Source organism: Bacillota bacterium, from assembly GCA_009711825.1.
Lineage (GTDB): Bacteria > Bacillota > Proteinivoracia > UBA4975 > VEMY01 > VEMY01.
Map to the genome: position 1 here is coordinate 20,113 of VEMY01000019.1, position 24,550 is coordinate 44,662.

25 protein-coding genes are annotated in these 24,550 nt (G+C 53.4%); 9 read left to right on the plus strand and 16 right to left on the minus strand.

What is annotated here, in order from left to right:
• The first annotated feature begins 143 nt into the window (after positions 1 to 143).
• Both FH749_07185 and FH749_07190 read left to right on the plus strand, forming a co-directional pair.
• Positions 144 to 965, plus strand: coding sequence for a GNAT family N-acetyltransferase (locus tag FH749_07185; GenBank protein MTI95256.1), 822 nt, complete (start codon positions 144 to 146; stop codon positions 963 to 965).
• 81 nt (positions 966 to 1,046) lie between these two features.
• On the plus strand, positions 1,047 to 1,571 hold the full coding sequence (locus FH749_07190) for a biotin transporter BioY (protein ID MTI95257.1): 525 nt from the start codon (positions 1,047 to 1,049) through the stop codon (positions 1,569 to 1,571).
• 113 nt (positions 1,572 to 1,684) lie between these two features.
• On the opposite strand, the gene FH749_07195 is transcribed toward FH749_07190, so the two are convergent.
• The 3 genes from FH749_07195 to FH749_07205 are packed head-to-tail and all read right to left on the minus strand — an operon-like array spanning position 1,685 to position 3,149.
• Positions 1,685 to 2,059 carry a DUF2812 domain-containing protein gene (locus FH749_07195; protein MTI95258.1) on the minus strand — a complete coding sequence of 125 codons (375 nt, stop codon included), beginning with the start codon at positions 2,057 to 2,059 and terminating at the stop codon, positions 1,685 to 1,687.
• Positions 2,060 to 2,065: 6 nt separating this feature from the next.
• Positions 2,066 to 2,851: a DUF2812 domain-containing protein gene (locus FH749_07200; GenBank protein MTI95259.1), complete on the minus strand. Its 786-nt coding sequence runs from the start codon at positions 2,849 to 2,851 to the stop codon at positions 2,066 to 2,068.
• Positions 2,817 to 3,149, minus strand: coding sequence for a PadR family transcriptional regulator (locus FH749_07205; protein ID MTI95260.1), 333 nt, complete (start codon positions 3,147 to 3,149; stop codon positions 2,817 to 2,819). Before FH749_07205 ends, FH749_07200 begins: the two co-directional genes overlap by 35 nt.
• 220 nt (positions 3,150 to 3,369) lie before the next feature.
• On the opposite strand from FH749_07205, the gene FH749_07210 reads away from it, so the two are divergent.
• The 4 genes from FH749_07210 to FH749_07225 all read left to right on the plus strand — a co-directional run bounded on the left by FH749_07210 (position 3,370) and on the right by FH749_07225 (position 5,770).
• Positions 3,370 to 3,609 carry a hypothetical protein gene (locus FH749_07210; protein MTI95261.1) on the plus strand — a complete coding sequence of 80 codons (240 nt, stop codon included), beginning with the start codon at positions 3,370 to 3,372 and terminating at the stop codon, positions 3,607 to 3,609.
• The gene (locus FH749_07215) at positions 3,599 to 3,787 is read left to right on the plus strand and encodes a helix-turn-helix transcriptional regulator (protein ID MTI95262.1); all 189 of its coding nucleotides are present in this window, start codon (positions 3,599 to 3,601) and stop codon (positions 3,785 to 3,787) included. The genes FH749_07210 and FH749_07215 overlap by 11 nt, the downstream gene beginning before the upstream one ends.
• Positions 3,788 to 3,929: 142 nt before the next feature.
• Complete coding sequence (locus tag FH749_07220) at positions 3,930 to 4,955, plus strand: hypothetical protein (protein ID MTI95263.1); 1,026 nt, start codon at positions 3,930 to 3,932, stop codon at positions 4,953 to 4,955.
• 143 nt (positions 4,956 to 5,098) lie between these two features.
• Positions 5,099 to 5,770 (plus strand): RNA pseudouridine synthase, encoded by a 672-nt coding sequence (locus tag FH749_07225; protein MTI95264.1) that lies wholly within the window; start codon positions 5,099 to 5,101, stop codon positions 5,768 to 5,770.
• A 75-nt stretch (positions 5,771 to 5,845) separates the two neighbouring features.
• Here the strand turns inward: FH749_07225 and FH749_07230 are convergent, their stop codons facing one another.
• The 11 genes from FH749_07230 to FH749_07280 form a co-directional block, all read right to left on the minus strand.
• The gene (locus FH749_07230) at positions 5,846 to 8,461 is read right to left on the minus strand and encodes a VWA domain-containing protein (protein ID MTI95265.1); all 2,616 of its coding nucleotides are present in this window, start codon (positions 8,459 to 8,461) and stop codon (positions 5,846 to 5,848) included.
• The gene (locus tag FH749_07235; GenBank protein ID MTI95266.1) at positions 8,451 to 10,235 is read right to left on the minus strand and encodes a VWA domain-containing protein; all 1,785 of its coding nucleotides are present in this window, start codon (positions 10,233 to 10,235) and stop codon (positions 8,451 to 8,453) included. Before FH749_07235 ends, FH749_07230 begins: the two co-directional genes overlap by 11 nt.
• A gap of 16 nt (positions 10,236 to 10,251) precedes the next feature.
• Positions 10,252 to 11,127 (minus strand): DUF58 domain-containing protein, encoded by an 876-nt coding sequence (locus FH749_07240; protein MTI95267.1) that lies wholly within the window; start codon positions 11,125 to 11,127, stop codon positions 10,252 to 10,254.
• 5 nt (positions 11,128 to 11,132) lie between these two features.
• The gene (locus tag FH749_07245) at positions 11,133 to 12,095 is read right to left on the minus strand and encodes a MoxR family ATPase (protein MTI95268.1); all 963 of its coding nucleotides are present in this window, start codon (positions 12,093 to 12,095) and stop codon (positions 11,133 to 11,135) included.
• Positions 12,096 to 13,496, minus strand: coding sequence for a hypothetical protein (locus tag FH749_07250; GenBank protein MTI95269.1), 1,401 nt, complete (start codon positions 13,494 to 13,496; stop codon positions 12,096 to 12,098).
• 170 nt (positions 13,497 to 13,666) lie between these two features.
• Entirely contained in the window at positions 13,667 to 14,530 is an 864-nt protein-coding gene (locus tag FH749_07255) for an ABC transporter permease (protein ID MTI95270.1), read from the minus strand.
• The gene (locus FH749_07260) at positions 14,511 to 15,452 is read right to left on the minus strand and encodes an ABC transporter ATP-binding protein (GenBank protein ID MTI95271.1); all 942 of its coding nucleotides are present in this window, start codon (positions 15,450 to 15,452) and stop codon (positions 14,511 to 14,513) included. Before FH749_07260 ends, FH749_07255 begins: the two co-directional genes overlap by 20 nt.
• The gene (locus FH749_07265; GenBank protein ID MTI95272.1) at positions 15,452 to 17,695 is read right to left on the minus strand and encodes a hypothetical protein; all 2,244 of its coding nucleotides are present in this window, start codon (positions 17,693 to 17,695) and stop codon (positions 15,452 to 15,454) included. The genes FH749_07260 and FH749_07265 overlap by 1 nt, the downstream gene beginning before the upstream one ends.
• A gap of 18 nt (positions 17,696 to 17,713) precedes the next feature.
• Positions 17,714 to 18,457 carry a putative selenium-dependent hydroxylase accessory protein YqeC gene (yqeC, locus tag FH749_07270; protein MTI95273.1) on the minus strand — a complete coding sequence of 248 codons (744 nt, stop codon included), beginning with the start codon at positions 18,455 to 18,457 and terminating at the stop codon, positions 17,714 to 17,716.
• Positions 18,423 to 19,250 carry an EF2563 family selenium-dependent molybdenum hydroxylase system protein gene (locus FH749_07275; protein MTI95274.1) on the minus strand — a complete coding sequence of 276 codons (828 nt, stop codon included), beginning with the start codon at positions 19,248 to 19,250 and terminating at the stop codon, positions 18,423 to 18,425. Before FH749_07275 ends, yqeC begins: the two co-directional genes overlap by 35 nt.
• Positions 19,247 to 19,861 (minus strand): nucleotidyltransferase family protein, encoded by a 615-nt coding sequence (locus FH749_07280; GenBank protein ID MTI95275.1) that lies wholly within the window; start codon positions 19,859 to 19,861, stop codon positions 19,247 to 19,249. The genes FH749_07275 and FH749_07280 overlap by 4 nt, the downstream gene beginning before the upstream one ends.
• A 142-nt stretch (positions 19,862 to 20,003) precedes the next feature.
• Here FH749_07280 and FH749_07285 point away from each other — a divergent pair, with 142 nt between their 5' ends.
• Positions 20,004 to 20,441: a hypothetical protein gene (locus FH749_07285; GenBank protein MTI95276.1), complete on the plus strand. Its 438-nt coding sequence runs from the start codon at positions 20,004 to 20,006 to the stop codon at positions 20,439 to 20,441.
• Between the two features lie 70 nt (positions 20,442 to 20,511).
• On the opposite strand, the gene FH749_07290 is transcribed toward FH749_07285, so the two are convergent.
• Together FH749_07290 and FH749_07295 are read right to left on the minus strand one after the other, a co-directional pair.
• Positions 20,512 to 22,029, minus strand: a complete 1,518-nt coding sequence (locus tag FH749_07290) for a hypothetical protein (GenBank protein MTI95277.1) — start codon at positions 22,027 to 22,029, stop codon at positions 20,512 to 20,514.
• Entirely contained in the window at positions 22,030 to 22,551 is a 522-nt protein-coding gene (locus FH749_07295) for a peptide deformylase (protein ID MTI95278.1), read from the minus strand.
• A gap of 56 nt (positions 22,552 to 22,607) precedes the next feature.
• Here FH749_07295 and FH749_07300 point away from each other — a divergent pair, with 56 nt between their 5' ends.
• Positions 22,608 to 23,324, plus strand: a complete 717-nt coding sequence (locus FH749_07300; GenBank protein ID MTI95279.1) for a GNAT family N-acetyltransferase — start codon at positions 22,608 to 22,610, stop codon at positions 23,322 to 23,324.
• A 25-nt stretch (positions 23,325 to 23,349) separates the two neighbouring features.
• Positions 23,350 to 24,483, plus strand: coding sequence for a hypothetical protein (locus FH749_07305; protein ID MTI95280.1), 1,134 nt, complete (start codon positions 23,350 to 23,352; stop codon positions 24,481 to 24,483).
• Positions 24,484 to 24,550: the final 67 nt, after the last annotated feature.

Sequence of the window (24,550 nt, forward strand, 5' to 3'; positions counted from 1 at the left end):
GCTTGCACCAGATTCGAGATGACTGTAAACTTAATGGCAAGTACAGGAAAAGGAGGTGGACAGCATTCAAGTTAATCATATTACCCTGTCCACCGGGAGAACTACCTACTAATCCCGGTGAGTACCATTAAGGATGTGTACACATGCTTCAGGAACTGAAATCAAGAGAGTTTCACCGCATTCGTCCCCTTCTGACCGGCGAGCAGGTTAACCTGGAGATTAGAGCAATTGCCGCCACCAGCAGTCCAGGCTGGATTTTCGTGGACGACCGGGTCAACCCCCAAACGGCACTGGTCTTCTCTCACGGCCAATCTGGCTTTTACTTTACAGGCCGGGAGAACAATCCCCGCTTTGAGGCGGCACTAGTCCAAACGATAGAAAATCTCCGTCCCCGTTTAGCTGAAATGGGTATCCACGACTTCGAGTTCTCCGGCACCAGTGAAGAATGGGAGCTGGCGTTGGAACGGATTTTTGTCGGTAAAGACCTTGAAAAATTTACGCAACATGTTTACTTGTTCCCCGACCTCCGGCAGGTTCAGTTGGCTGAAACCCGCCCGGCTGAGAATTTCCAGGTCACGGCAATCAGCAGAGAATTGCTCGCTAGCCCAGAAATTGATACCAGCTACATTGAAAAAAACCTCCTCGACTGGTGGGAGTCTCTGGACAATTTTCTGGACCAGGGTTACGGATATTGTGTTATTTGCGAAGGGAAGACGGTGGCCCTGTGCTTTGCCAGTTTTGTGGAAGATAGCAACTGGGCGCTGGGGGTCTACACCCAGGCAGAGTACCGTAAACGAGGCTTTGCCTGGGCGGCAGGTCTTAAAATGATAAAGTACTGTCAGAAACACAACATTGCGCCTTACTGGGACTGCATGGGGGATAACATCCCCTCTCGGCGCCTTGCGAAGAGCCTCGGCTTCTCCTTGGCCTTTAAATACCAAGTCTATGGCTTTCGATTCATTTAAGCAACCGCCTGCGCCCAGAATGACTGGCGGCGCCGCTTCTGCTATCATTAGCATAGAAGCTACACAGACGTGGAGGGACAAATGAAAGCGATAGATATTGTGCGGCCGGCTCTGCTTGCCGCCCTGACGGCAGCGCTGGCGTATATAATTATCCCCTTACCCTTCTCCCCGGTTCCGGTTACCTTGCAAACCTTGGGTGTTATGCTGGCGGGAGTAGTCCTCACCCCTCACCAGGCGGCCCTGGCCATGGGCGTATATGTTTTGCTGGGTGCCATTGGCGCGCCGATTTTTTCCGGTGGAACCGCGGGACTCGGCACCCTCCTGGGGCCAGCCGGCGGCTACCTGGTTGGATTTGTGCCCGGCGCGGCGCTTATTGCCATTATTAGGGGGAATGATGGCCGCATAACCCGGCTCACAACCGCAGTCATAACCGGTGGTCTGTTGGCGATTTACCTTCCTGGCACACTGTGGCTCAGTTATGTTACCGGCATGGGGTTCACTGCAGCACTTACCGTTGGCACTCTCCCATACATCCCTGGTGACCTACTGAAAGCGCTGGCCGCAATCGCTTTGGGCAACCGTCTTAAGCACACCCGGTTTCGGTAAAGAATTTGGCCAATGATAAATCTGCACAAGTTTATAGCCACATTGATAGGCCCGGCATCAGCCGGGCCTTAATGTATAGCATTTTCTTCGTCCATACCCTTGCCATCCCAACATCAGCTGCGGGCAATAGTCCTTCTTACCCGAAGATAATAGCTTATTGTCAGAGCAATGAATAACCCAAACTCAATTAGCCCTATTGCCAATATGATGTAAAAAACCGTGTCTCCTGACCGTATTCCATGCTCCATATGATGTCTAAATTGGTTGATCAGCATAAGGAGAAACAAAACAAACGGTATCACGCAGAGTGAATTAGTCGCGGCCACCCGCTTTGCGTGCCTTAGTATGTCAGTGTCTTCACTGTAGAATTGGGAGGGTTGCTGCTCATATTCCTGGGACCAGAATGACCATTTCCCGGGATAATTCTTTCTTGTATACAGCAGGTTCCAACCATTATCCTTGTGCAAATCGTAATAGCCCTCATCCAACGAGCGCTAATAATCGACACTATACTTTACCTTTCTGGGACTACCCTTTTCAAACCAAAAACTTCTGGCATAGCTTCCAACCTGTACAAGGTTATAACCTTGCTCTTCCATAGTTTCAAGCCATTGTTCCAGTTTATCGGGGGAATATACCCAGAAATAGTTGCGCTTTTTAATCACATTTGCTGTGCTATTCGGGTCTTTTATCTGTTCCTTAACTCTTTCACCGAGGTTCCGATTAGATCTAACTAATGCAATACATGTGTAGATTATCCCTGACCAAAAGGCGATCCCTGCTAAGAAAATAAGCGGCGTAAGAACCCACCACGGACTTGGGACAATGGTTATAGGTGTGCTAATATAAGCCATGAAACCAAGCAAAGTGAGTTGAATGGACAAATTTACGGCCCCGTAAATAAGTATGATTGAACATAGTAGCAGCAACCAATTATTTCTTCTGATTAGTCCAGTACGCACGGGGTAGGTCTTAAGCTCATTAGGCGGTTCTTCATTGACAATTACATACCATTTACGCTCACCAAATACCTTGGTCCACCCACTGTTTATCAACGTTTTGGGTAGTGCATAATTTGGCCCCTCACAGCCAATTCGGTAAGTAAGCTGCCTTGGGCTCCCCTCTTGAAAACTGAACTGGCGGGTGAGCAGGTTTACCGCAACAAAGTGAAGTCCCTTTGCCGACATGGCCGCAAGCCACTTCTCGGTCTTCTGCACATCCAAACTCCAGAATAGCTTTACCTTTTTAATCAATGAACCCCACCTCATTTTCGGTTGCATTATGATATAACTCTTTGATTCGCCGAATCTCGGCTAGTATAAGTTTTTTACCGATGTCCGTTATCTCGTAAATTGTCCTACGTTCCTCATCAGCGAAAACCGTAATAATTCCATCCCGTTGCATCTTGGTCAGGGTCCCATAAACCGTGCCGGAGCCCAACCGAATTCGTGATTCTGTTAACTGCTCTACATGCTTGACAATCCCGTAGCCATGGCGTGGCTCCCCCAGGGACAAGAGGATATAAAAAGCTGTTTCAGTCATGGGTAAATATGTTTTCAGGATTTTATCCAGGCTCATTTCAATCACCCTCGCGTTATGATATGTCACACTGTGACCAATTGTGCCATTACTATATCACGCCGCGACATAAGTGGTCAAGATAATTTTCTGGAGTGTGCCAATAACAACAGCCACCGGGGACGGGCCCCGGTGGCTGACATGTAAAACGGTCTTTACATTTTACCAGCATACAGCTATAATAATGTAAAGACCATTTTACATTACGGAGGTGTACTACGTGTCTTTTTTCAAGAAGCTGGGATTCAGACGGTCGGATGAGCTTGATCTGCACATTGCATTTCTGTCGATGCGTGTTGCCTGGGTTTTTACAACGATTGCTCTCTTGGCCTGGACACTCCAGGAAGTAATCAGCACCGGTCAATTTGGAGTCCAGGGCATTATCTTCTTCCTCTCCCAGACGGTTTTCTGGTCATCAAATCTATACTACACCAAAAAATTCAGCGCCGATGGAGAATAAGCTCAAGCAATATCGACAGCAGCGAAAGTTGACCCAGGCAGAGCTGGCTGAAGCGGTGGGCGTGACCCGCCAGACAATCATCGCCGTCGAAAACAACAAGTACGCCCCGACCCTGCGCCTGGCCCTAAAAATTGCAGCTTATTTCGACGTCTACGTAGAAGAGATTTTTAAACTGTAAACCCTAACCGAAAGCCAGGGTCTTATAGAATAAAAGATATGTCCCCGCAGGCTAATATGACACATCGCAGTCATGTATTCTGTGCTAAGTTCTAGAGAGTAAGAGCGAAAACTCTGCTAAGCATATGAGGGGAGGAATACTTGTGGAATGGAGTATTGAAAAGATTATCAACTACCAGTCTGACAAACTGTGGGGAGAGGGCTATTTTCAGTTTGGATTCCATGATCGCAACGGCAATCGGTATGTAATCGACCATGATAATAACCGCCTCGGACTGTTGGCGGGAGACGGAGAGAGTTTTGACTGGAGTGCCGGTATTGAGCCGCTTCCAGGCAGCGAAACCCACATCCCACTTGCTCTGGATGCCCCAGTCTATTTAGGGGACTATGGAGACGGCACTTTTATCGTGTCCAGCTATGGTAATAGCAAAATTTACAGGATTGATCCGACTAATCACAGTGCAAGTGTGATGATTGACGGTAATAAACTGGGACTGAATGATCTCCATAACTGTGTTCCGGATTTGATGGGAAATATTTGGATTCACGGTGTAAAGGCCAATCGGGTCTGGTGCTTTAATCCCCAAGGAGAACTATTACACACTTTGGGCGATGGGCAACCCGGATTTCAACCGGATATTGTTGCGTGGGAGCAGGTCCGGTTTCGAAAGATCTTTGACCTGCGGCAAGGACCGGATGGGCAAATCTATGTTCTGGACAGCGGCAACTTTAGTGTCCGTAAGATTGACATAGACGCGCAAACAGTCAGTACTTTGGCAGGAACCGGCGAACCTGGATATACCGGGGACGGGGGGGCCGCCAAGGACGCAACCTTCGGCGGGAACCCCGGGGCAGATTTCGACGGTCCCTGGTCCCTCTCTCTTGATGAACGGGGCAATATTTTTGTCGGTGACACCCAAAACGGAGTTGTGCGGATGATAATCAGAGAGACCAGTGTGATCACTACTATCGCCGGAAGGCCCAATCCTGTTAAAGGACTGCGCAACAATCCGGCAGAAACAGATCCGCATAAGCTAAATTTTCCACTGATTTGCAGTCTGGATTATTACAACGGACGCCTTTTTATACCCGAGTGGGACGGAGATATGGTTGTCTTAAAATCTAACCTACCCGATAGTAAGATTAACTTGCATAGGCTGGAACAATAGCCAAAAAAACCGGCGGTGCCTTCTATGGTATGATCAGAGGACGTTAAATAGATGGGGTTGGGGTTATACTGAAGATACCTGAGTGGGGTTGGAAGGCCAAGGTTCAGCAGTATCGCGAAAGTTAACGCAGGAAGAGGTGCGCTGTGGAAATACCGATTATATTTGAAGACAATCATCTCCTAGTGGTTAATAAACCGGTAAATGTATTATCCCAGGCGGATAAAACCGGGGATAAAGATATGCTTACTTTGCTCAAACAGGATTTAAAGGTCAGATATAACAAGCCCGGCAATGTCTATTTGGGCCTGGTGCACCGATTGGACCGACCGGTGGGCGGGGTCATGGTTTTTGCCAAGACCTCAAAGGCGGCAGCGCGGCTTTCAGACCAAATAAGGACACGGGAGTTTGCAAAGACTTATCTGGCAGTTGTGCACGGTAAGCCCAAAAAAGCAAACCGACTGCGACACTACCTGGCCAAGGATTCCAGCACCAACACAGTTTCTGTCGTCAGCAGTGACGCGCAGAATGCCAAGGAAGCTGAGCTGGAGTACCATGTCTTAGCTAGCACCGGGGACTTGAGTCTGCTCAAGATTAACTTAATTACGGGGCGGCCCCACCAGATCAGGGTTCAGTTTGCCGCAACAGACTATCCTTTATATGGGGACCAAAAATACGGCGCCAAGATTAATAAACCCGGGCAACAATTAGCTCTATTCTGCCACGAAATAAGTTGTCTGCATCCCACCCGTAAAGAACCGCTGACCTTCAGCCAGAATCCACGGGATGTTCACCCCTGGAATCAATTTGCGTTGTAGTTCTTCCCCGTCAAAATATGACGTCATAGCTAACCCCTGGCCGGTGTGGCCAGGGGTTAACTTGTCCGGTCTGCCCTAGCGAGAGCGTTTTTTGGCTTTAAGCAGGCGCTCCATGGCCGGGTCTTGCCCCGGTCCCGAGTCAGTATCTTCGGCTAGGGGCCGTTTTTGTTTGCGCCGGGGCATGGTGACGGCCAGCCCCAGACGGCGGGCAGCGATGTCCACGGGCCAGAGGATGATAGCGGCTAAAAGTAGCCAGTTGCTGATGTCAGTCGCCCGGCGGGCAGGCGTAAAGTCCGCGTTAAAGACCTGACGGGCGGCGGTGAGCTCACGGCCGCCAGTGGTTTCGGCAAGAGTGTGCAACAAGGCGTTGCCATCACTTTGACTAATGGAGAATTCCGGTGGGTAGGGAACGGCGAAGCCGCTTACAGCCTGGGCCTGAACCACGTCATCTTGCAGGCGCTGGCCGCTGAGCAGGTAAACGCCCTGGGGAACATAATCCACACTGACGCTGTACCTACCCCGGCCCACAGGCAGAAGCTCCAGCACTTGGCGCTGATTTTCAACATCGATCATCGTCACCTTGATTGACTCGCCATCTCCCAGTGATTCATTGGTCATCGCCGATATTTCGGCGCCGGCATCCTGGAGGCGCACATCCAGGGCCAGGTCGCCACCACTCCGGGCCGGGACCACCCAGTTGAGGGTATCCAGCCAGAGGTCGGCAAAGGCCGGATGGGCAAGCAGTTGCTGGCTCCAGAGGCCAAAACTGTCGCTGGTGAAAGCGATTGACCGGCCAAGCCCGTACTGCCAGCGGGCAAGCAACGGGTGTTCCCGGTGGGTCGCCAGCAGCACCTCCGCCGTTGCTTTGGCTTTGCTGGCCACATACCCATGCAAAACAGGGGCAGTTTCCAGGAACCAACGGCTGTCGGGATGGGTGACGGAGGGTTGGAAGTCCTCCTCCACCAGGTAATCGCCGCCGGCCAGCACAGTTTCCTGAACAAAAACCCCCGGCAAATCCCCCGGTCGGGGCACCGGGTAATAGCGACCATCGGCATTTTCCGCCAGGCTCTGCATATGTTGCTCATCGGCATCAGCGCCCAGGGCAATTGTAGTCAGACTGACGGCATTGTCGCGCATGGCCTCAAGCAGGGGTTCGTAATTGTACTGGGTCCCTTCTACACCGTCACTAAGGAGGATTATATGCTTGGAGCGCACACTGTCCCTAAGCATTGCCTCTGCCTGTTCCAGAGCAGGGTGGATGATTGTGCCGCCACCCTGCTGTATTGCCTCTATCTTGGCAGTTAGCGCAGCTTTGTCGGTGACCTCTGTCAGGTCAAATTCCACGCGGTAGTTGTTATCGAAGGTAATAACCGACAGACGGTCCCGGGGCTTGAGGATATCCAGAGCGCTAACGGCAGCGTTTTTAGCCATGTTCAACTTTTCGCCGCTCATGCTGCCGGAACGGTCGATTACCAACACCAAGTCGAGGCCCGGAAGGTCTTCCTGTTCCTCCACTTCCATGGTCACGGGCAAAAGGGTCTCCAGGGGCGTGTCCTGGTACAAACCGAGCCCATAAGAACTTTTGCCGCCAACTGCCACCAAACCGCCGCCCAGCTCGCTGACAAATGCCTCCAAGGCATGCATTCTCGCCTCATCCAGGAAATAGGCGGGAACATCCACCAGGTATACGGCCTGGAAGCTGGCAAGGTCCGTGAGGTTATGGTGAAACTGATCAACGCTGATGCGTTGGACATCGACACCGTTGTTGACAAACACATCATGCAAGGGAAAACCTTTATCCCGCACCCCTTCAACGATCAGCAGCCGCGGTGGCGCCTGGACAAAAGTAATCCCATCCACCTGATTGTTCTGCAGCCAGGTGTCGTGCTCCGGTTGAATGGCCGCCGTGACTCGCTGCATGCTCTGGCCACTGACGGTAACCGGAATTGAGTAACGTTGAACACCGGCGCTCACCGAAACATCATCGGCAAAGACAAGGTTAGGACCCCAGAACAAACTGAGCTGGGCACTGGTGTTGACGGTGGACTCCAGCTCCACGTCGACAATAACTTGTTGGTCCAGATAGGTGTTGCGGGGGAGAGAGATGTCCCGGATTGCCACTTCCGGGCCCTGTTCCGGGCTTAATGGCAAAACATCGACGGGCAGGTCACCCAGTGTTTGGGCAAAGCGGACAGCGTCACCGACATTCTCCAGCCCGTCGCTGACCAGGACAACCCGTCCATTGGCATCGCCGGGAATCAGGCCGTAGGCGGTGCGCAGGGCCGCTTCAATGGCGGTAAACTGGTTATCCACGCTGCTCTGTAGCCCCGGCAGCCGCTCCATGCCATAGGGCTTGAGCAGTTGACTGTCCCGACCAAAGGCCAGCACTGCCGCCTGATCTTCTGACCCCATATAGCCCAGGCTTTCATTAATCCAGCCGGTAACGTCCTCAGCTTGCTCAACGCTCCTGGAGCTGTCCACCAGAAACACAACACTCTGCCCGGGGAAGGTCCTGACAAGATGGGGCCCAGCCATGGCAAGAATCAAGAGGAAGAGAATGCCGGCCCGCAAGAAAAGAATCAGGGGGCGGGCCGCCCGCAGATAGCGACGGCGACCGTTGTACATAACCATCAGCAATGCGGCAGGCAGAAGCAAGAGCAAAAACCAGGGACTGGCAAAACTAATAGCCACTGTTATCCACCCACCATTCCAAACCGATGACTGCCAGGGCAAAAAGCGCCAAGGGCATAAACAAGGGGAGCTGCCCGCCGCGACGCTGGCTGTCCCGGGGCTCACCGGCAATATTTATCGTTGAACGGGCCGAGAGGTTCTCACTGGTCGCCGGCGGATTCACCGGAACGAGAACCTCACTGCCGTCTATTGTCAGGGTATAGATTCCCGGTTCGTCCAGGACGGGGCCCTGGTGCGGCCAGGGCGCGGAACCGGCGCTGAGGCTGCCATCCGGTGCCTGCAGGCTCACTGTTTCCGCGGCGTAAGGCGGCTGAATCAGCGGCATGCGACCGAAGCGAAATTCACCTAGGTCAACTTGGTAACCGCGGAAATAATCAAGGATATTGCGCATTAGAATCGGGAAGGCCGGGCGCAGGGGGAGGTCCCCGGCCTGGACAGCAAACCCAAAGGCCACCAGGGGGTGCCCCTGGTTTGAATACTCGGCCGCCACTGGTCCCCGATCGCTTTGCAAGAGAACCTGACCGCCCCGCAGCGACTTGGCGAAGCTAATATTCACCTCGGTGAAATCGACCCATTCCAACAACCGATGCGCGGCCGGGGTTACATCGGCAAGCTCGGTCGGCGCAGCGGTCTCCATATGACTATTGGGGTGGGGAGGATCGAAGACCAGGAGAGGCGCCTGAGGTAATTGGGCGGGCAAATATCCGTCGAACACAAAATAGTCATGGTTAGCGGCCATCTCGGAATGATAGCGCTCCGGCGCCACCTTGCTCACCGTCAAACCAGGCGTGAGCATCAGGGCCCGCTCCAAAAAGAGGTTGCCTTCGCTGATCAGAAGCAGACGCTCGTCACTTCGCTCTCCGACAGTGGCGTAAATTTCATTGTCCCAGGCCAAATCGTCCCCCTGGGTCGTGGCCCGGTACCAGGAGGAGGCAGGTAAATTGCGCCAGACCTGGACAGTGCGTTCCCCGGGAACGACCCTGATTTCCCGGCGCCCAACCACAGCGCCCTTGTCATCGCTAACCTGGATTGTGGCCGCCACTTCCTCGGTGCCATTATTTAAGACTGTGAGATATAAGCGCTCGCCGTCGCCGAGCAAATCTTCCAAGGCAAGGTTGCGTACCTCGGTTGTGCCAACGGCGAAGTATGTCAAAGAATAGTCCAAGCGCTGGGGCACTTCAGCAAATACACCGTCACTGAGCAGAACCAGTTCGGGCTCCTCCAGGGAGTGGGCCATGTTTTCCGCCAAAAGCAGGGCAGCGGCGGCATTGGCCTGACCGGAATCGATATTTACCCGCTCAAGGCCGCTGAGCAAAGTGGCGGCGTTGGCTGTGAGGCCGCTGATGATTGTCGCCTCTTCGCCCATAGCGACTATGCCAATCTGATCTCTGCCAGACTTGCTGTTCACCAGCTGCCGGGCCTCAGCCAGGGCACGGTCGAGGCGGGTCCCTCCTGCGCTATCGGCTACGCCCATGGACACCGAGGTGTCGATTATTAAAACACGGTCGCGTCCGCCCAGGGCGCCGGCCCAGTCCAGAGCCGGTCGCGCCAGAGCCAAAACCAGCAGCAATGCCGCCAGCAATTGCAGGTAAAAGAGCAAATTGCGCAGCAGCCGATTGATGCGCAGGGCCGGGGAAGAGATGCGCTCCAGACGCTCCCAAAGCAACACGCTGGATACGGTCTGGGGACGGGTGCGTTTTTTTAACATATAGAGAAGAATTATAACCGGCAGCGAAAGCGCTGCCAAAAGGGCCATAGGTTGAAGTAAAGTCAAGACACACCCTCCTCTCTCACCAGGAGTTTAAAACTGTCGATGCAATCGTCAGCAGAAAATCCACAGGGTTTTCACTGCAATCATAGCGGAAATAATTGATGCCCCGCTGGCGGCAAAAGTCAGCGATTTGCTCGCTATGGCGGGCAAAAGCGTCCCGATAACCACGCAGTACAAGCGGATCCACATCCACTTCTTTTTTGCTGCCGGTTTCGCTGTCAACCAGGGAGACCGGCCCCCGGTACTCGGGTTCCAGTTCATCGGGGCTGAATACATGAAACAGCAAAAGCTGCTGGCGGCTGTTCACCAGCTTTTCCAAACCCCGCTGCCAGCCGCCCGGGGAGAGAAAGTCGGAGATGAGCACAGTCAGCTGAAGCGGCTTGAGCTGACGGGCAAAGGAAAGGCAAAGGCTGTTTAAATCCCCTTCCCGGTCAAACTCCCGGGCGCTGAGAAAGCTGAGCAGACGGGAGAAGGCGCCCTTACCATGCACCGGCGGCAGATACTGGCTCAACTCTTTGGGGCCAATGCCCACCGCAACCCGGTCATAGGCCTTGATGCTCAAATAACCCAGCGCCAGGGCCAGTTCCAGGGCACGACGACCCTTGTCGTATTCCCCCCAGTCCATAGAGCGGCTGCCATCGATCAGGACATTGACGGTGGCATCCACTTCGCTGCGGTTAAGCTTGGTGTACAGACGCCGGGAACGTCCATACAGAGACCAGTCGATCCGACGCACGTCATCGCCGGGCAGGTAGGGCCGATAATCTGCGAATTCCATTGCGGTCCCGTATTTGTTGGTCAGGCGCTTACCACTGCTGTGGCCGACCAGGCCGCCTTTATAGCGGAGGGCCAGCCGGTCCAGACGTTTGAGATCCAAATCGAAGGTCCAGGTCACTGGGCTCAACCCTTGGCCGTGGCAGCGAGAATCTCCGCCACCACCTGATCACCAGTGACGCCTTCGCCATAGGCCTCGAAATTGAGGACGAGACGATGACGCAAAGCAGGCAGCGCCACCCGCTCGATATCGTTAAAGCTGACATTATAGCGCCCCGCCATAATCGCCGCCACCTTGGCAGCAAGAATGATGCTCTGAATCCCCCGGGGACTGGCGCCAACCTGCACATACGTTTGCACCAGCGGTGTTGCCTCAGGATTGCCGGGATGGGTAGCCAGCAGCACCTTAAGAGCAAACTCCAACACCGTTTCCGCAATTGGTACTTCCCGGGCAAAAGCATTAAAGGTAAGTATATCCTCACCGCTCATCAGCGGTGTCACCTGGGGCTGCTGGGAGCCAGTGGTACGCAGCACAATCTCCCGCAAGTCCGACAGCGAGGGGTAATCCACCAGCACCTTAAACAAAAACCTGTCCAACTGCGCCTCTGGCAGGGGATAGGTGCCCTCCATTTCCAGCGGGTTCTGGGTGGCGATTACAAAAAAGGGGCGGGGCAGGTCCCAGGACTTGCCGAACACCGTCACCGAGCGCTCCTGCATGCTCTCCAAGAGGGCGCTCTGGGTTTTGGGTGTGGCCCGGTTTATTTCATCGGCCAAAACCAGGTTGGCAAATACCGGCCCGGCCTTGAACTTAAAGTCATCGCCCTCTCCGGGGGTAATCAAATTGGTGCCGGTGATATCCGAGGGCATCATGTCCGGAGTGAACTGAATGCGGTTGGTGCTGACGTTAAAGGCCTCACCGAGGGTGCGAACCAGCAAGGTCTTACCGAGACCGGGGACGCCTTCCAAAAGCACATGGCCGCCGGCCAGCATCGCAATCATGGTCAAATCCACAACTTCCCGCTGCCCGACAATGACCCGGCCAATCTCCTCCTGGACCTGATTTATCCGTTCCAGCCAATTGGTTTCCATCTAATTTCCTCCCTGTTGGGGCGCTATCGACTGAAAATAATCGCGCACGTAGTTTTCCAGTGGGCCAGGGACTTCTCCCCGGCGGATTGAACTCAAAGCATCCCGCTGATAGCCGGGGTAATGGCCGGCGTAGCTATCAACCTGCAGGCCCGGGTTGAAGCGAATGATATCCCGAAGGGTAAATTCCCCATCTTCCCCCTCGCCACCCAGGGCCACTTCCTCTTCCCCGGGGATGAAAAAGAAATCCTCGTCAGTGGGGGGAGCGCTACCGGTGCCGGCGCCATCACCCGGGGTCTCACCATTGCCTTCGCCGATGCCATCACCGTCGCCGTCGCCATCACCGTTACCATCTCCATCACCGTCGCCATCACCATTGCCATCACCGTTGCCATCGCCGTCTCCCTGGTTCCCGTTTTGGCCATCCTGAGTTAACTCATCCAGGGCCGCCTGGGCCTGTTCTGGATCCAGCTCCGCCAGCACTTGCTGCAGACGCTCAATGTCCTGGGCCGTGGGCTGGGAGGCACTGTCGCTGAGTTGGGCAAGCACTTCCGAGAGTTGCTCCCGGGTATCACCTGGGGGCAGGCGGTCTACGAGCTGGCGGAGTTCTTCCGTTAATAGCTCCTGCAGCCAGGGTTCCTGTATCATTTCCCCGGCAATATCTTCGGGGGCGCCGTCAAGCAACTGGCCAAGCTGTTCGCTGGCAGCTGCGATTTGCTCCAGCTGTTCCCGGTATGCTTCCAACAGTTCCAGGGCTTCCTGGAGCAGGAGCTCCGGGTCATCTGTATTCAGCATCTGTTCCTTCAGGGCTTCCAGCTCAGCCACCAGCTCCTCCAGCAACTGATTATCCGGAAGTTCCTGGATAAGTTCTTCCACCTGTTCCACCGCTTGCTGACGCTCTTCCTCAATTTGGCGATACTCATCAAGGGCAGTTGAAATTACCGGCGATAAAAACAGGGAGGCCAAGAATAACGCCAGCGTTACCAGAACCAGGGGCAGTGAGCGCAAAATGCGCCGGTAATCAAAGCGAACCTGCAGGGGATGGGAGTGCAAAAACTCCCGGGTATTCTCCCGCAATTTGGAAACCAGCTTGCCATCGCCGTCCTGGTGTTCCAATACGGTCTGAATGCGCTCCTGACTTCCCAACTTGACGTCCAGCCAGCGAGCTACAACCAGGTCGCTTGGGCGCCGACGCCAATAGCAAATAAGGCCGGGAACAGCTACAGCCAGTGCTGGCAACAACCGCCAGACTCCAAGCTCGGGCCAAATCGCAGCAGTCAGATTGGCAGGAATCAGTGCCGCGAGTGCGAACACGATTATTTTCATGATTGCCAACAACCAATACTCAACAATATATCTGCGCCGTAACGGCAACAGTGCAGCAAGCTCTGCAGGCCATCTCATCCAATTCCCCCTGAATTTACTTTATACTATACGACGCTTGGAATCAGGAAATAGTTTGCTTTCTAATAAAGATTATATCCGACTCCGCTACTAAGTTCGGCAATTGTGGTTCGGTCTCCTTTACGAAGACAAAAGACCTCGGAGTGAGGTCTTTGCCAAGTCTAGGGTCTCTAGCCCGAACGTCTTCCCGCCCGCAAGGGGTTTACCGCCCGGGTAGCGAGATAGAGTGCCGCCCCCGCCAGCGTTCCTTTCACGAGCAAAGACAGGTGCCAGAATTTCAGCCAGGGGATATTGAAGGGATATGCCTGTTGGGTAATTTCCCGCAGCAATTCCACTCCCGGCTCGGGAAACAACCACTCAAACAGCGCCACCGGGTGCAGCAATAAAACCCAGGAAAAAATCGCATTCTGATTGCCCATTCCAAACAGAATCAGCGTGAATAAGCTGACTATAATCGCCGTGCCGCCAACTAAAAACAGGCTGAAAGCATAACTGGCAATAACGGCAGTAATTGTCCGCTTAAACAGTGAGGAAAAAAGCAGGGAAAAGCTCCCGTAAATCAGGGCGGTGAGGATAAAGATGGCAATCAAAATCATCAATTCTGTCGGCGAGACCCCGCCCAACAAAAATACAAAGCCATAAAGCGGGAGAGAGGCAAAAATCAGCAAAAATACAAAGCTCAGGGATGAGAAGAGTTTACCGCGGACAATTGCAAACGGGGTGAGCTGGGTGCAGACCAGCAAATCAAAGGTCTGGCGCTCCCGCTCATTGCTGAGCGCCCCGGCAGTCAACCCCGGCACCAGGAAGAAAATCAGGCCGAACTGAATAAAGGCCAAAAACACGAACAGGGTCTGACCAACCTGGGCAAGGTCGCCGGTGCCGTAACGCAGCATATTGGATACAGCGGCATAATTCAAAACCCCGAACCCGCCGAGAATTACCAGGTAGAGGGTGAAGAGGAGGAAGGTGCGCCAATTGCGCATCCGCAACCGCAGCTCCTTGGCCAACAACGGGTTAATGGGCAGAGTCTTCATTGCTGCTTCCCTCCGTAATCTGCATAAATATTTCTTCCAAATTGCCTGAGCGGGGGGTAAAGCTGTATAGCGTAAACCGGTTGCCCAGCTCCTTGAGCAAAGCGGCCTGCTGATTTTTGTCGCCGCTAAACATAAACTCGAGACTGCCGGTATTAGTAATGTTCACGTCCCGGACCGCCTGCTGTTCTAAGAGCCAGAGCCGGGCATCTTCTGTCCGGTCAGCCACCGCGGCCTCAATGACTGCGTTGCCGCTGACCCGGGCAAGGATTTCGGTAATCGAGCCACAGAGGGGCATCTCTCCGTTGCTGATTACCCCCACATGGGTGCAGAGCTGAGACAGTTCCGCTAGTATATGGGAGCTAATAACAATTGTCTTGCCCATGCGTTGAAGCTCCCGGAGAATGTTCCTGAGCTCCACCCGGGCCCGGGGGTCAAGGCCGGAAGCCGGTTCATCGAGAATCAGGACCGGAGGCTGATGGATTAAGGTGCGTGCCAGGCATAAACGCTGTTTCATACCCCGGGAGAGATTGTTCACAAAATCGTCACGCTTTGAGCTCAGTCCCACCAGCTCTAACAAGTCAGGCATCATCCCGCGCACTTCCGGCACAGAACAGCCTGAAGCTTCGCCATAGAACTCCAAGTATTCGCTGACCCTGAGGTCGTCGTAGACGCCAAAGAAGTCCGGCATATAGCCGATCAGCCGCCGGGTCCGGCGGGGATCACGAAACACCGACTGGCCGTCAATCTCAATATCACCGCGGGTGCTGGTAAGCAAAGTGGCCATGATCCGCATGGTCGTTGTCTTGCCAGCGCCGTTAGGACCAACGAAACCAAAGATACTGCCTTTATCGACATCAAAACTGATGTTATTTACGGCGGTGAAGTTGCCGTACTGCTTAGTCAGGTTTTTGACAGCAATCATTACCTGATCCCCCCATTCTGGACCGTAATATAGAGACTGTTACCGGAAAAGGCGAACTGACCACTATCCATTTCCAATCGGAACATCAAATTGTTTTCTACCAGATAGCTGCTGGGATCTGGAAGCGAAAGGGACTGTCCCTGACGCCCAACCTGAATAGAATCCAATTCTTCCCATTCCTGATTAGCCTGTGACCAAATTAATAACTTGCCTGTCCCCTGTCCCCAGAATTCTTCAAAGGTCAGGTGAAATACGCCTCGGGCAGGATCCAGGTTTTCCGGCAGGGTAAACCTAAACTCTCCATACTCATTGCCCTCGATAATATACATAGACTCGTTTGCCCGGGCATACTGTTCCCGTCGCGCCTGGATTGAAGGTGTCAGCCAACCTTTGGGAATGTCGACGGTGTCGCCTGTAAACTCCACATTGCTGAAGTCAGTCCCGGAGACAATGATATCTAGAACCTGAGAGCGCTCACCAATCTCATACAAAGGTTGAACTGCCTGATCGGTAAAACCAAAATAACTGATTCCGGCGCTGTTGCTTCTAAATCCCGGCGGCATACCGTGCATAGGATCGATATCATAATGGCTGAACAACGCGGTCAGATCAATGTCGTGAACGGTCTGGGCCAGGGGCACTGTTTTTGTTTCTCCCTTTGCCAAGGGACCAACCTTATACAGAGAATTTCCCACCTGAAGATAACCGTCAAACATTTCTCTATCGAGGGTATTGACGATTGTAACTTCTGCATGTCCGTCATCTACACGGACATCAAACTGGATTGTGCCAGGGAAGTCAATTACATCACCGCCATAAAGCCGTTGCACTGACCAGAGCGGCGGGTTAATTATTTGGACATCCTGCCCCCGAACGGTGGTGCCGCTTGCCGGGACAAGATACCTCCATTGGCTCTCGGTGTTAATCGTCCCCCGGGAAGGGATATAGAGTCCGCCCAGAGTTTCCACGTGCATACGTTCTTGCTGCAACAGCTCCACAATCCCAATTTGGTACGTAATGCGTTCGGTGCTGCGCCCGCCACTCCCGACCATAAAGGTGCCGGTGGTAAAGATGATTGCCGCCAGCGGTATCGTCACCCACGCCCAATCCAGTCGCTTCAAGCGCCGCAGAACAAGAAAGTTAACCGGGCCCAGTAACACTACATATATAAATAAACCAAGGAAAACTCGCGATGGCGTCAAACCGCCCAGGCTCATTTCACTGCCATAAAGTCTGCCGAAGAGACTACTCAGCAACCAGTGGTCCACAACCAGCCGGCTGCCAGCTTCATTTGCGCCGGCGTTGGCCAGCAGATAGCGCCAGTACTCTTCAAAGTTCAAGGCGTTATCAAATGGCGCCGCCTCCAAATTCAGGGTTGAATAAAAAACGCGGCCATTGCCAAAGCTTTTGGTCAGCAGCAAGGGCTGCTGGCCGGTGGTCAACAAAACATCGCCGGCTACCGAACCGGTGACCACGGGAATCGGGCCAGTTACGGTGGCAGGAAACTGAAAGAAAGGACTCTCGGGCTGCAATTCTTCAGTAGTGGTAACGCCAGTCCCCACAAAGGGCAACAAGTCAGAGTCCACCAGCGCCTGATTGCGCTGCCAGTTGCTGCCGCCACTGATAATCAACGTGCCACCGCCGCCCACCCAGTCGGAGAGGTTTTGGATTTGTTCCGGCCGTAAATTCAATGTGCCCGGATCGCTAAGCACGATGAAGGAAAAGTTGCGCATAAACATGGAATTGTTAAAATGCACCGGGTCCATTGCCACAGGAGACAACGCTGGTTCCACGGTGGTCAAGCGCTGCCAGGGTGCCAATGAATCGGTCACAATGCCTGCGTAATGTATTGGCTCGTAGACTTGCCGGTCAACAACTACGTCCACGGAATTTATTTCCCGGCCACGGCCATCCAGAATAGCCACGGTAGCGCGGCTTGCCCAATCGGAGAAGAAATAATTGGCCATCTCCTGAGGAGGTAGGTAGAACTCCAGTGTCACTTCCTTGCCTTGCTCAATAAAAACTTCCTGCTGCATTCTTCCGCGATGGCGGACTTCTACCACTCCCTGAATGTCCTGGTCGCCGGTATTCTGCACAGTTACATGCAACAGGTTCCATTGATTGGTGAAAATCTGGCCGTCAAAATTCACTCCGTATTCGATTTCTGCCTCCGCTGCCCAAGCCGACAGAGGTACGGCGACAATAAATGCCACAAACAGGAGCAGTATTCCTAATCGCTTCATACCCATCTCTCCCTCTAATCAACGCTCATATATATCACATTCTACATTTTCTGCCTCCAGGGCAGTAACAACAACGCGCCGCAACCAGGTAAGGCGGAGCAAAACTCCGGCCAGTTCGGAGGCCCTCCTCCGGTCATCGGCGGTGTCCGCCTGGTTGATTAGGCAGGTAACATGCGGGTAATCCCAGTAGCGCCCGTAGGAACGGGGGTGGGCGATGATTTCCTGTACCCGTTCCGCAGTGAGCATCGTTCCCAGAGTCAAAGCGAGATGACGCTCCGCCAGTTCGGTCCGCTGAAAATTTTCCGGCCCCAGGGGCTTATCCAGGCAGCTGAGACCGAGCACTAGCACCAGCAGGCCTGACCCGCAGAACACCGGCTCATATTCGGCTGGGAATTTTAGGGGCCGATTCCGGGACCCGTCAGCTTCATAAACAAGTAAATCGATGCCGGGCAGCCCGGCCAGCGCTTCAACCCAGGAACAGGGCACACCGACGACTTTGTCATTCTCTACACCCTGCCCCACCAGGACAGGGCGGGAAGCGGCCTGCACCGTTTTCACCACAGTCTGCAGGTCAGTATTCAGCATCAGCGGCACTTCAGGCGAGGGCACATACATGCGGGTAGTGGTGGCGAGCACCACTTTCTTTCCGACAGCAGCCTGTTCCTTGGCCAGGTGGAACAGTGCCGTAGTCTTGCCACCACCGCCCACCAACGCCACTTGCTTATGCTTATTTACACCCAGGGCTTCCGCTAACACGCCGATTGGCCCCGCCCCCCTTCAGATGTAAAATTGCCTCCAGCACGCCTCCGGAGATTGTCCGGGCCTTATCGGAAATAGTCGCACAATAACTGACATCTCCCCGGGGGTCAATATCTCCCAGCTTAGTGCCGGGCTGCACCCTAGTGCCAGGGAGCAATAGGCCCCGCACCACCCCGGTGATTTTTGCCGTAAGCTGCACTTCGCCAATGTGGCCAAACACGGCGCCAGCCTCGATATTGTCGCCAATTGCCAGTTCGGACTGAAACACACCAGCCACCGGCGCTTTTAAGACGCGCTCCCTTGTGACGCCCATGATTGCTCCAGGCTCACTGGTATTGGGAGCGGCGCTGCCCTGGTAATAGATGCGCCCCAGGTCGTGGCCGCGGTTAGTTTCGATGACAGCATGTACATCCTGACCGGCAGTAAACCCGGGCCCAAGACCGATGACAATTGGCGCGTCCACAAGTGTGGTGCCGGTATTGACCTTGGCCAAGGTCGCATCGACCAGAACATCCGGATGGAAAGACGCAGGCCGATTATTGCCGTAATACACAGCAATAATCCCGTCTGAGGCCAAAGTCAGCGCATGCCCGGCATCGTCTGTAGCCACCGCCCGCACACCTTCCACCACCTGCTCGCCGTCAATCACCGCCTGGGCGAAGGACACCTGACGGCGCACGGCCAATGGGCGCGCTAACTCGGTCATAACTATAGAAAAACCGGCATTAAATAAACGGTGAGCACAGCCGCTGGCCATCTCACCGGAGCCGCGAAACGCTACTAACATTTCATTCACTCCTGTTCCTCATGGGGCCTGTACTTTACGTAATCCCCGGGGGTATCCAAATCAATAACTATACTCTCCTCAGCCAGGTCTAAATAGCGAACCCGCTGGGGGTAGCGAAGCAAAAGCTCCCGCAATCCTTTATCTGCTGTGGTAAGCTCCTGAATCTCAGGAATTAAACTCTTCCCAAACAGCACCGGGTGCCCCCGTCGCCCATTGTACACAGGGACGAGTATGTCCGGGCGTTCCTCCTGCCAGCATCTGATTAAGGTAGCTAATACCGAACGCCCCACAAGCGGCTGGTCCCCCAATGCCAGCAAGAAGGCGGCACTGGTCGCAGGAAGTCCGGCCACACCTCGCTGGATGGACGACAGCATGCCGCTGGCATAGTCCCGGTTCTCCAGGACCTCTAACCGGGGATCACTTACCTTCTCCAGCAGCGGACGGATAGTGTCAGCGCCGGCGCCTACGATCACCCGGACAGTATCGTCAATCTCCGGGCAGGCAAGGATAGTATCCGTCACCGCTTCAACAATTGTCTTGTCGTCCCGCCAGGGCAAAAGCTGCTTTAGGCGGCCCATGCGGGTGCTCTTACCAGCAGCAAGAATAACAGCAGACAGCATACTAGCACTCCCCGTCCAAATTTGCGTTCCAGCCAGTAGTGTAATTTTACACCCTGGACACGAAAAATACCACTATGGCAGGACATCAGGTTTAAGTCATGATAAACTACGGATAAGAAGTCAGATTCTGGGAGAGAGGGAAATGAGCAAAAAGATTATCATTGGCGCTGCGTGTATCGTAATCCTGCTGATTGTCACTGGCTTATTCTTGATTGAAAGGGAAGATTTCGCCCACACGTTGGTTCTAGAGCCAGTTGAATCGCAAGCGGCCACTTCAGCGAACCTGGAGGGGGAAACTTTCCAACTCAGCGGACGTATCACTAAATACCCCTTCGGCTACTATGCCATCGACGGAATTGCTTTGATTGACGGTGTCGAGCTAAACCTGGAATCATATAAGAGCATACATGAGGATGATTTCTTTATGCTGGATTTCTCTAACTATCAGCGCACTATCAGCGGCACTGTTTTTCTCAACGAACCGATCTGGGGAGACCTGGAGCAAAGCATCCGGGTGCAGATTCGTGGCCTGCAATGGTTCGAGCAATTCGAAGAACATACAGGCATACCGATTAATTAGCAATGGCGGCCAGCGGCCGCCATTTTTTTGTCTATAATCTTATCACTGTAAAACGTCAGGCCGGTAAAAATCAGCCGTTTATGTCTGCCACCAGAGCATCGACTGCCAGGGGCTTGCCGGTGTTTTCCTCCAGCTTCTGCCGCCAGGGCTTGAGGGCGCCGGGAGCAATGTACTGCTCTAAAACAAAGTCCACCGCTTCCCGAGTATGATGTAATGGGCCAAACCTTGCCTCCAGGTCGTGATGAATCTGACTGGCGATTACATCGGCCAATACATAATTCTGCCAGTAAACCGGGAAGTTCAGGAACCAGGCATTGGCAGCCCAACGCGGGCTGGCATTTGCAGAGCACCCCAGCACCCAGGCCTCAGTTTCGCCTAAGACGGCATCCGGATTGATGGCGGTGTTGCGGTAGAGTTTATACTCGAACAGGGCGTATGCGGTGCGCTGACGCAGATAATGGAACTGTGGCCCGCGGGCAGCTTCCAGGGCAAGCTGCACCTGGTTGTGGTCTAAGCCCCGTTCTTTCAGCCAGCGTTCATTACCAGGCACATAGCCAAACACCTCGGCGATGGCTTCGTTAAATACCGACGCTTCCCGGCGCAGACTCAGATGCTCCTGTTTGTTCATCGTCCCGTGGAGGGCGTGGCCCAGCTCGTGGAACGATGTTTTATAGTAGCCGTAGCCGTCAGCCGGATTGCCGAGGATCCGAATATCATTGCGGCCCAGGGCCATGCACAACCCGTTATACGGGATGTCGGCAGTAATCATATGAATTCCTAATTTGTCAATATCCAACCCCATGGAATCGGCCCAGGCCCGGACAGCCGGCAGGATTCCGTCCCGGGGGAATAATGAATCGGGCACTCCGGAAGTGCTCTCCAGTATAAACTGCACATCCCAGGGCTCAATCTTATCCAGGCCCAACTTGGCAGCGCCAGCCTCAAGAACTCCCAGGTACACTGGGTTAGTGGCTGTTACCAGAGTCTCCAACATCCCCTCGGATTCAACCAAGGACAATTCACTGCGTTCGAGAATTAAGTCGGCGTAGGTGTCATAACCCAGCTTGGCAGCTTCAGCATTGCGAAGCTCGATCAGTTCCATCAGCTTGGGCGCCATCTTTTCCGAGAGTTCGCCATAGCTGTGCCAAGCCAGCTTGCGCTGTTCCCGGTCGGGGTTGGCCCGCACTGTCTGACGGACACCGGTTATATCCACCCTTTCGCCCCCCAGCGGATACTGGTAACCAACCATCAGGTCATTCAACTCCCGGGCCAGTTCCAATATCTTGGGTTGGGAAGCAACTCGCGCCAGTTGCAATTGGGCACGGATATTCTCCAGGCGCCGGCGCAATACCGGTTCCTCCACCCGGGGCAACCATTCTTCCACCAAATTAGCAAAGGCCGGGTCCAGCATCATTTCCGCCCGCTGCTGCTCTAACCCCGGCAGACGGGGGTCACTGGTTTTTTCCACAAATCGGCGGTAGGAAATCTTGGAGATTTCGTTTGAGACATCCTCTAGTTTCCGCTCCCGCTGATCGAGAAAAGCTTGCAGTTGCTTACTGTCGGTAAAATTCATCAGACACTCCTCCATCTATTCTTCTTCAGGCTCCCAATAACGGGAGAAATACTCACCGGTGGTGCATAACGTACTTAAATCGGCAACCAGGTCAATAGCCAGCCTGCCGTCGAGATGCTCGATTTCATGTTGAAAAAGTTCTGCCATTGAACCATCGGCTTCTGTTATTCGGGATTGCCAGTCCAGATCCCGATACTCCACAGTTACTTCCCGGTGTCGGCTTACTTTAAACCAAATGCCCGGGTAACTGAAACAGGCGTCCCAAACCTCAAACTGCTCGGGACTTTTTTTAATGATGCGGGGATTGATCAACACCAGGGGCTGGCCCTTGTTGGTTATGGCCACCACCCGTTTGGAAACGCCAACTTGCGGCGCTGCTATCCCCCGGCCAAAACCGTTATTCTGACGGAAATCCAAAAGGGTGTCGTACATGTCCAATACCAAATCGTTGATTTCGGGGAGTTCCTCCCGTTTAACCGGTCGACTGGGTTGTCGCAAAAGCGGATTGCCTAACTCAATAATCGGGCGTACAGCCATAACAAATCACCTCCACCAACTATTTCGACATACGACATATCATTCCTGCGCCGCATATGAAAAAACCGTGGATTTGCACAAAAAGCACGCCACCTGAAAACATATACATTAACTCCAATTGCTGGTATTATAATGGTACTTGCTCTGTGCATACTGCACCGCAAAGGAGGCCGGGTATGCTTAACCTCAAATACAAGGACGTCATCCTGCGGGACATGTTGCCGAACGACCTTATCAATCATCGCCGGTGGTGGACTGAAGAAACTGAATGGATGAACTGGGACGCCCCTTGGGAGGCCAACGCGCCCGGCTTTGCCAAGCAGTATCTGTCCAGACTGGAAAAGAGATTACACTCTCCCCCGCCAAATATCCGCCCGACATTACAGATATGTACAAGCGGCGGCGTTCATATAGGGTCTGTGAACGCCTATTACTATAACCGGGTTTTTGGCCTTAAGGCGGTTGGAATCGCAATCAGAGAAAGCAAGTTCTGGGGCAGAGGCCTGGGTGGACAAGCTTTCGGCTTGTGGTTGGCATATAACTTTGTTGTCGGCGGCGCTCCAACATTATACTGTGAAACGTGGTCAGGCAATAAGCGTATGATTAATCTCGCTAGGAAATTTGGTTTTGAAGAAGCCCGACGCAAAAAAAATGCTCGCTCTTGGCAGGGAAAAACCTACGACGCCCTTGCTTTTAGCTTGGAGCGAACTCGCTTTTGTCGGGAACATCCAAATCTGCTTACTGATTTCCGGGCCAATTTACCCGAGAGTTAATTTTTGACCGGAGGAGGTTTTAATCTTGCAGTTTGTAAACCCCAAAGCAGGCAAAAACATCAAGTCTCGTTTACGACAGTTTTTCGAGCAAATCTATATCGCGGCCTGGTTTCAAATCACACCCAGCCAGTATAAGCTCTATCGGTTTTATAAGCAGGACGTGGACATGCAAAAAGTGCGGGAATATATGTCGCGCTGGGCCTATTTTACTTATGTTCAGCCTGCCCTGAACCACCCCAACTGGGCAATCCTGCTGAAAAACAAATGGTTCTTTCATGCCCACTACAGCAAGTTCGACAATGTCCCCCTTACCAACGTATTTGGCTATTATCATCCTCATTTCGGTTTCGCTAAAGGGGGCGCTGGACTCCGCACCGCAGAGGATCTGCACCGTTTATTGGCAAACAAAAAGCCCAAGGGCATCGTTTTAAAGCCGGTCAGTGGCTTTCAGGGCAAAGGCGTGCTAATCATCGACAAGATAATTTATGGCGAGGAACTCTCATTTGTCACAAATAAAGATACAAACCTGAGCTTGGGCGAACTGATGGATTACATGAACTGCGGACCGGTGGATAAGTACATTGACGAGGGATTCCTGATTGAAGAAAAACTTGTTCAACACCCGTTTTTTGAGGACATTAACCCCCACCATGCCAATACTATGCGGGTAGTGACTTTTATCGACAAAGATAACAAGCCCAATATTCACTTTGCCATGCTGAGGCTGGGGCGCAAAGGCAGTCCCACTGACAACTGGCAATGGGGAAATATTGCTGTGCAGATTGATCAGACAACAGGTGTGATGGGCAAAGGTCTGCATCCCCCGGACTATTCCCTGGAGTACGTAACTAAGCACCCAGATACGGGAGTCACCTTCACCGGCAAACAGATTCCAATGTGGGATGAAATACTCGATGCCTGCAAGGCAATCGCTCTTGCAACACCCAACTCCCGTGCAATTGGTTGGGATGTGGGGCTTACTGCTGAAGGCCCGGTAATTATAGAGGGGAACAGGAATTATGATATGACCTGGCCCCAGGCCTACGGTTCCGGGTATCTGCAACCGGAGATTGCCCAGCAGCTGGCCCAGTTCGGACTGGAATTCACGCCCGGATTGAAACTCAAGTTTCTCTTGGACCTGCTGCCAGGAAGAAAATAAATTCCGCCCCTTTTCAGCTTTACTTCTGGAGATATATAGATGCCCGCGCCTGTTGACGCGGGCATTT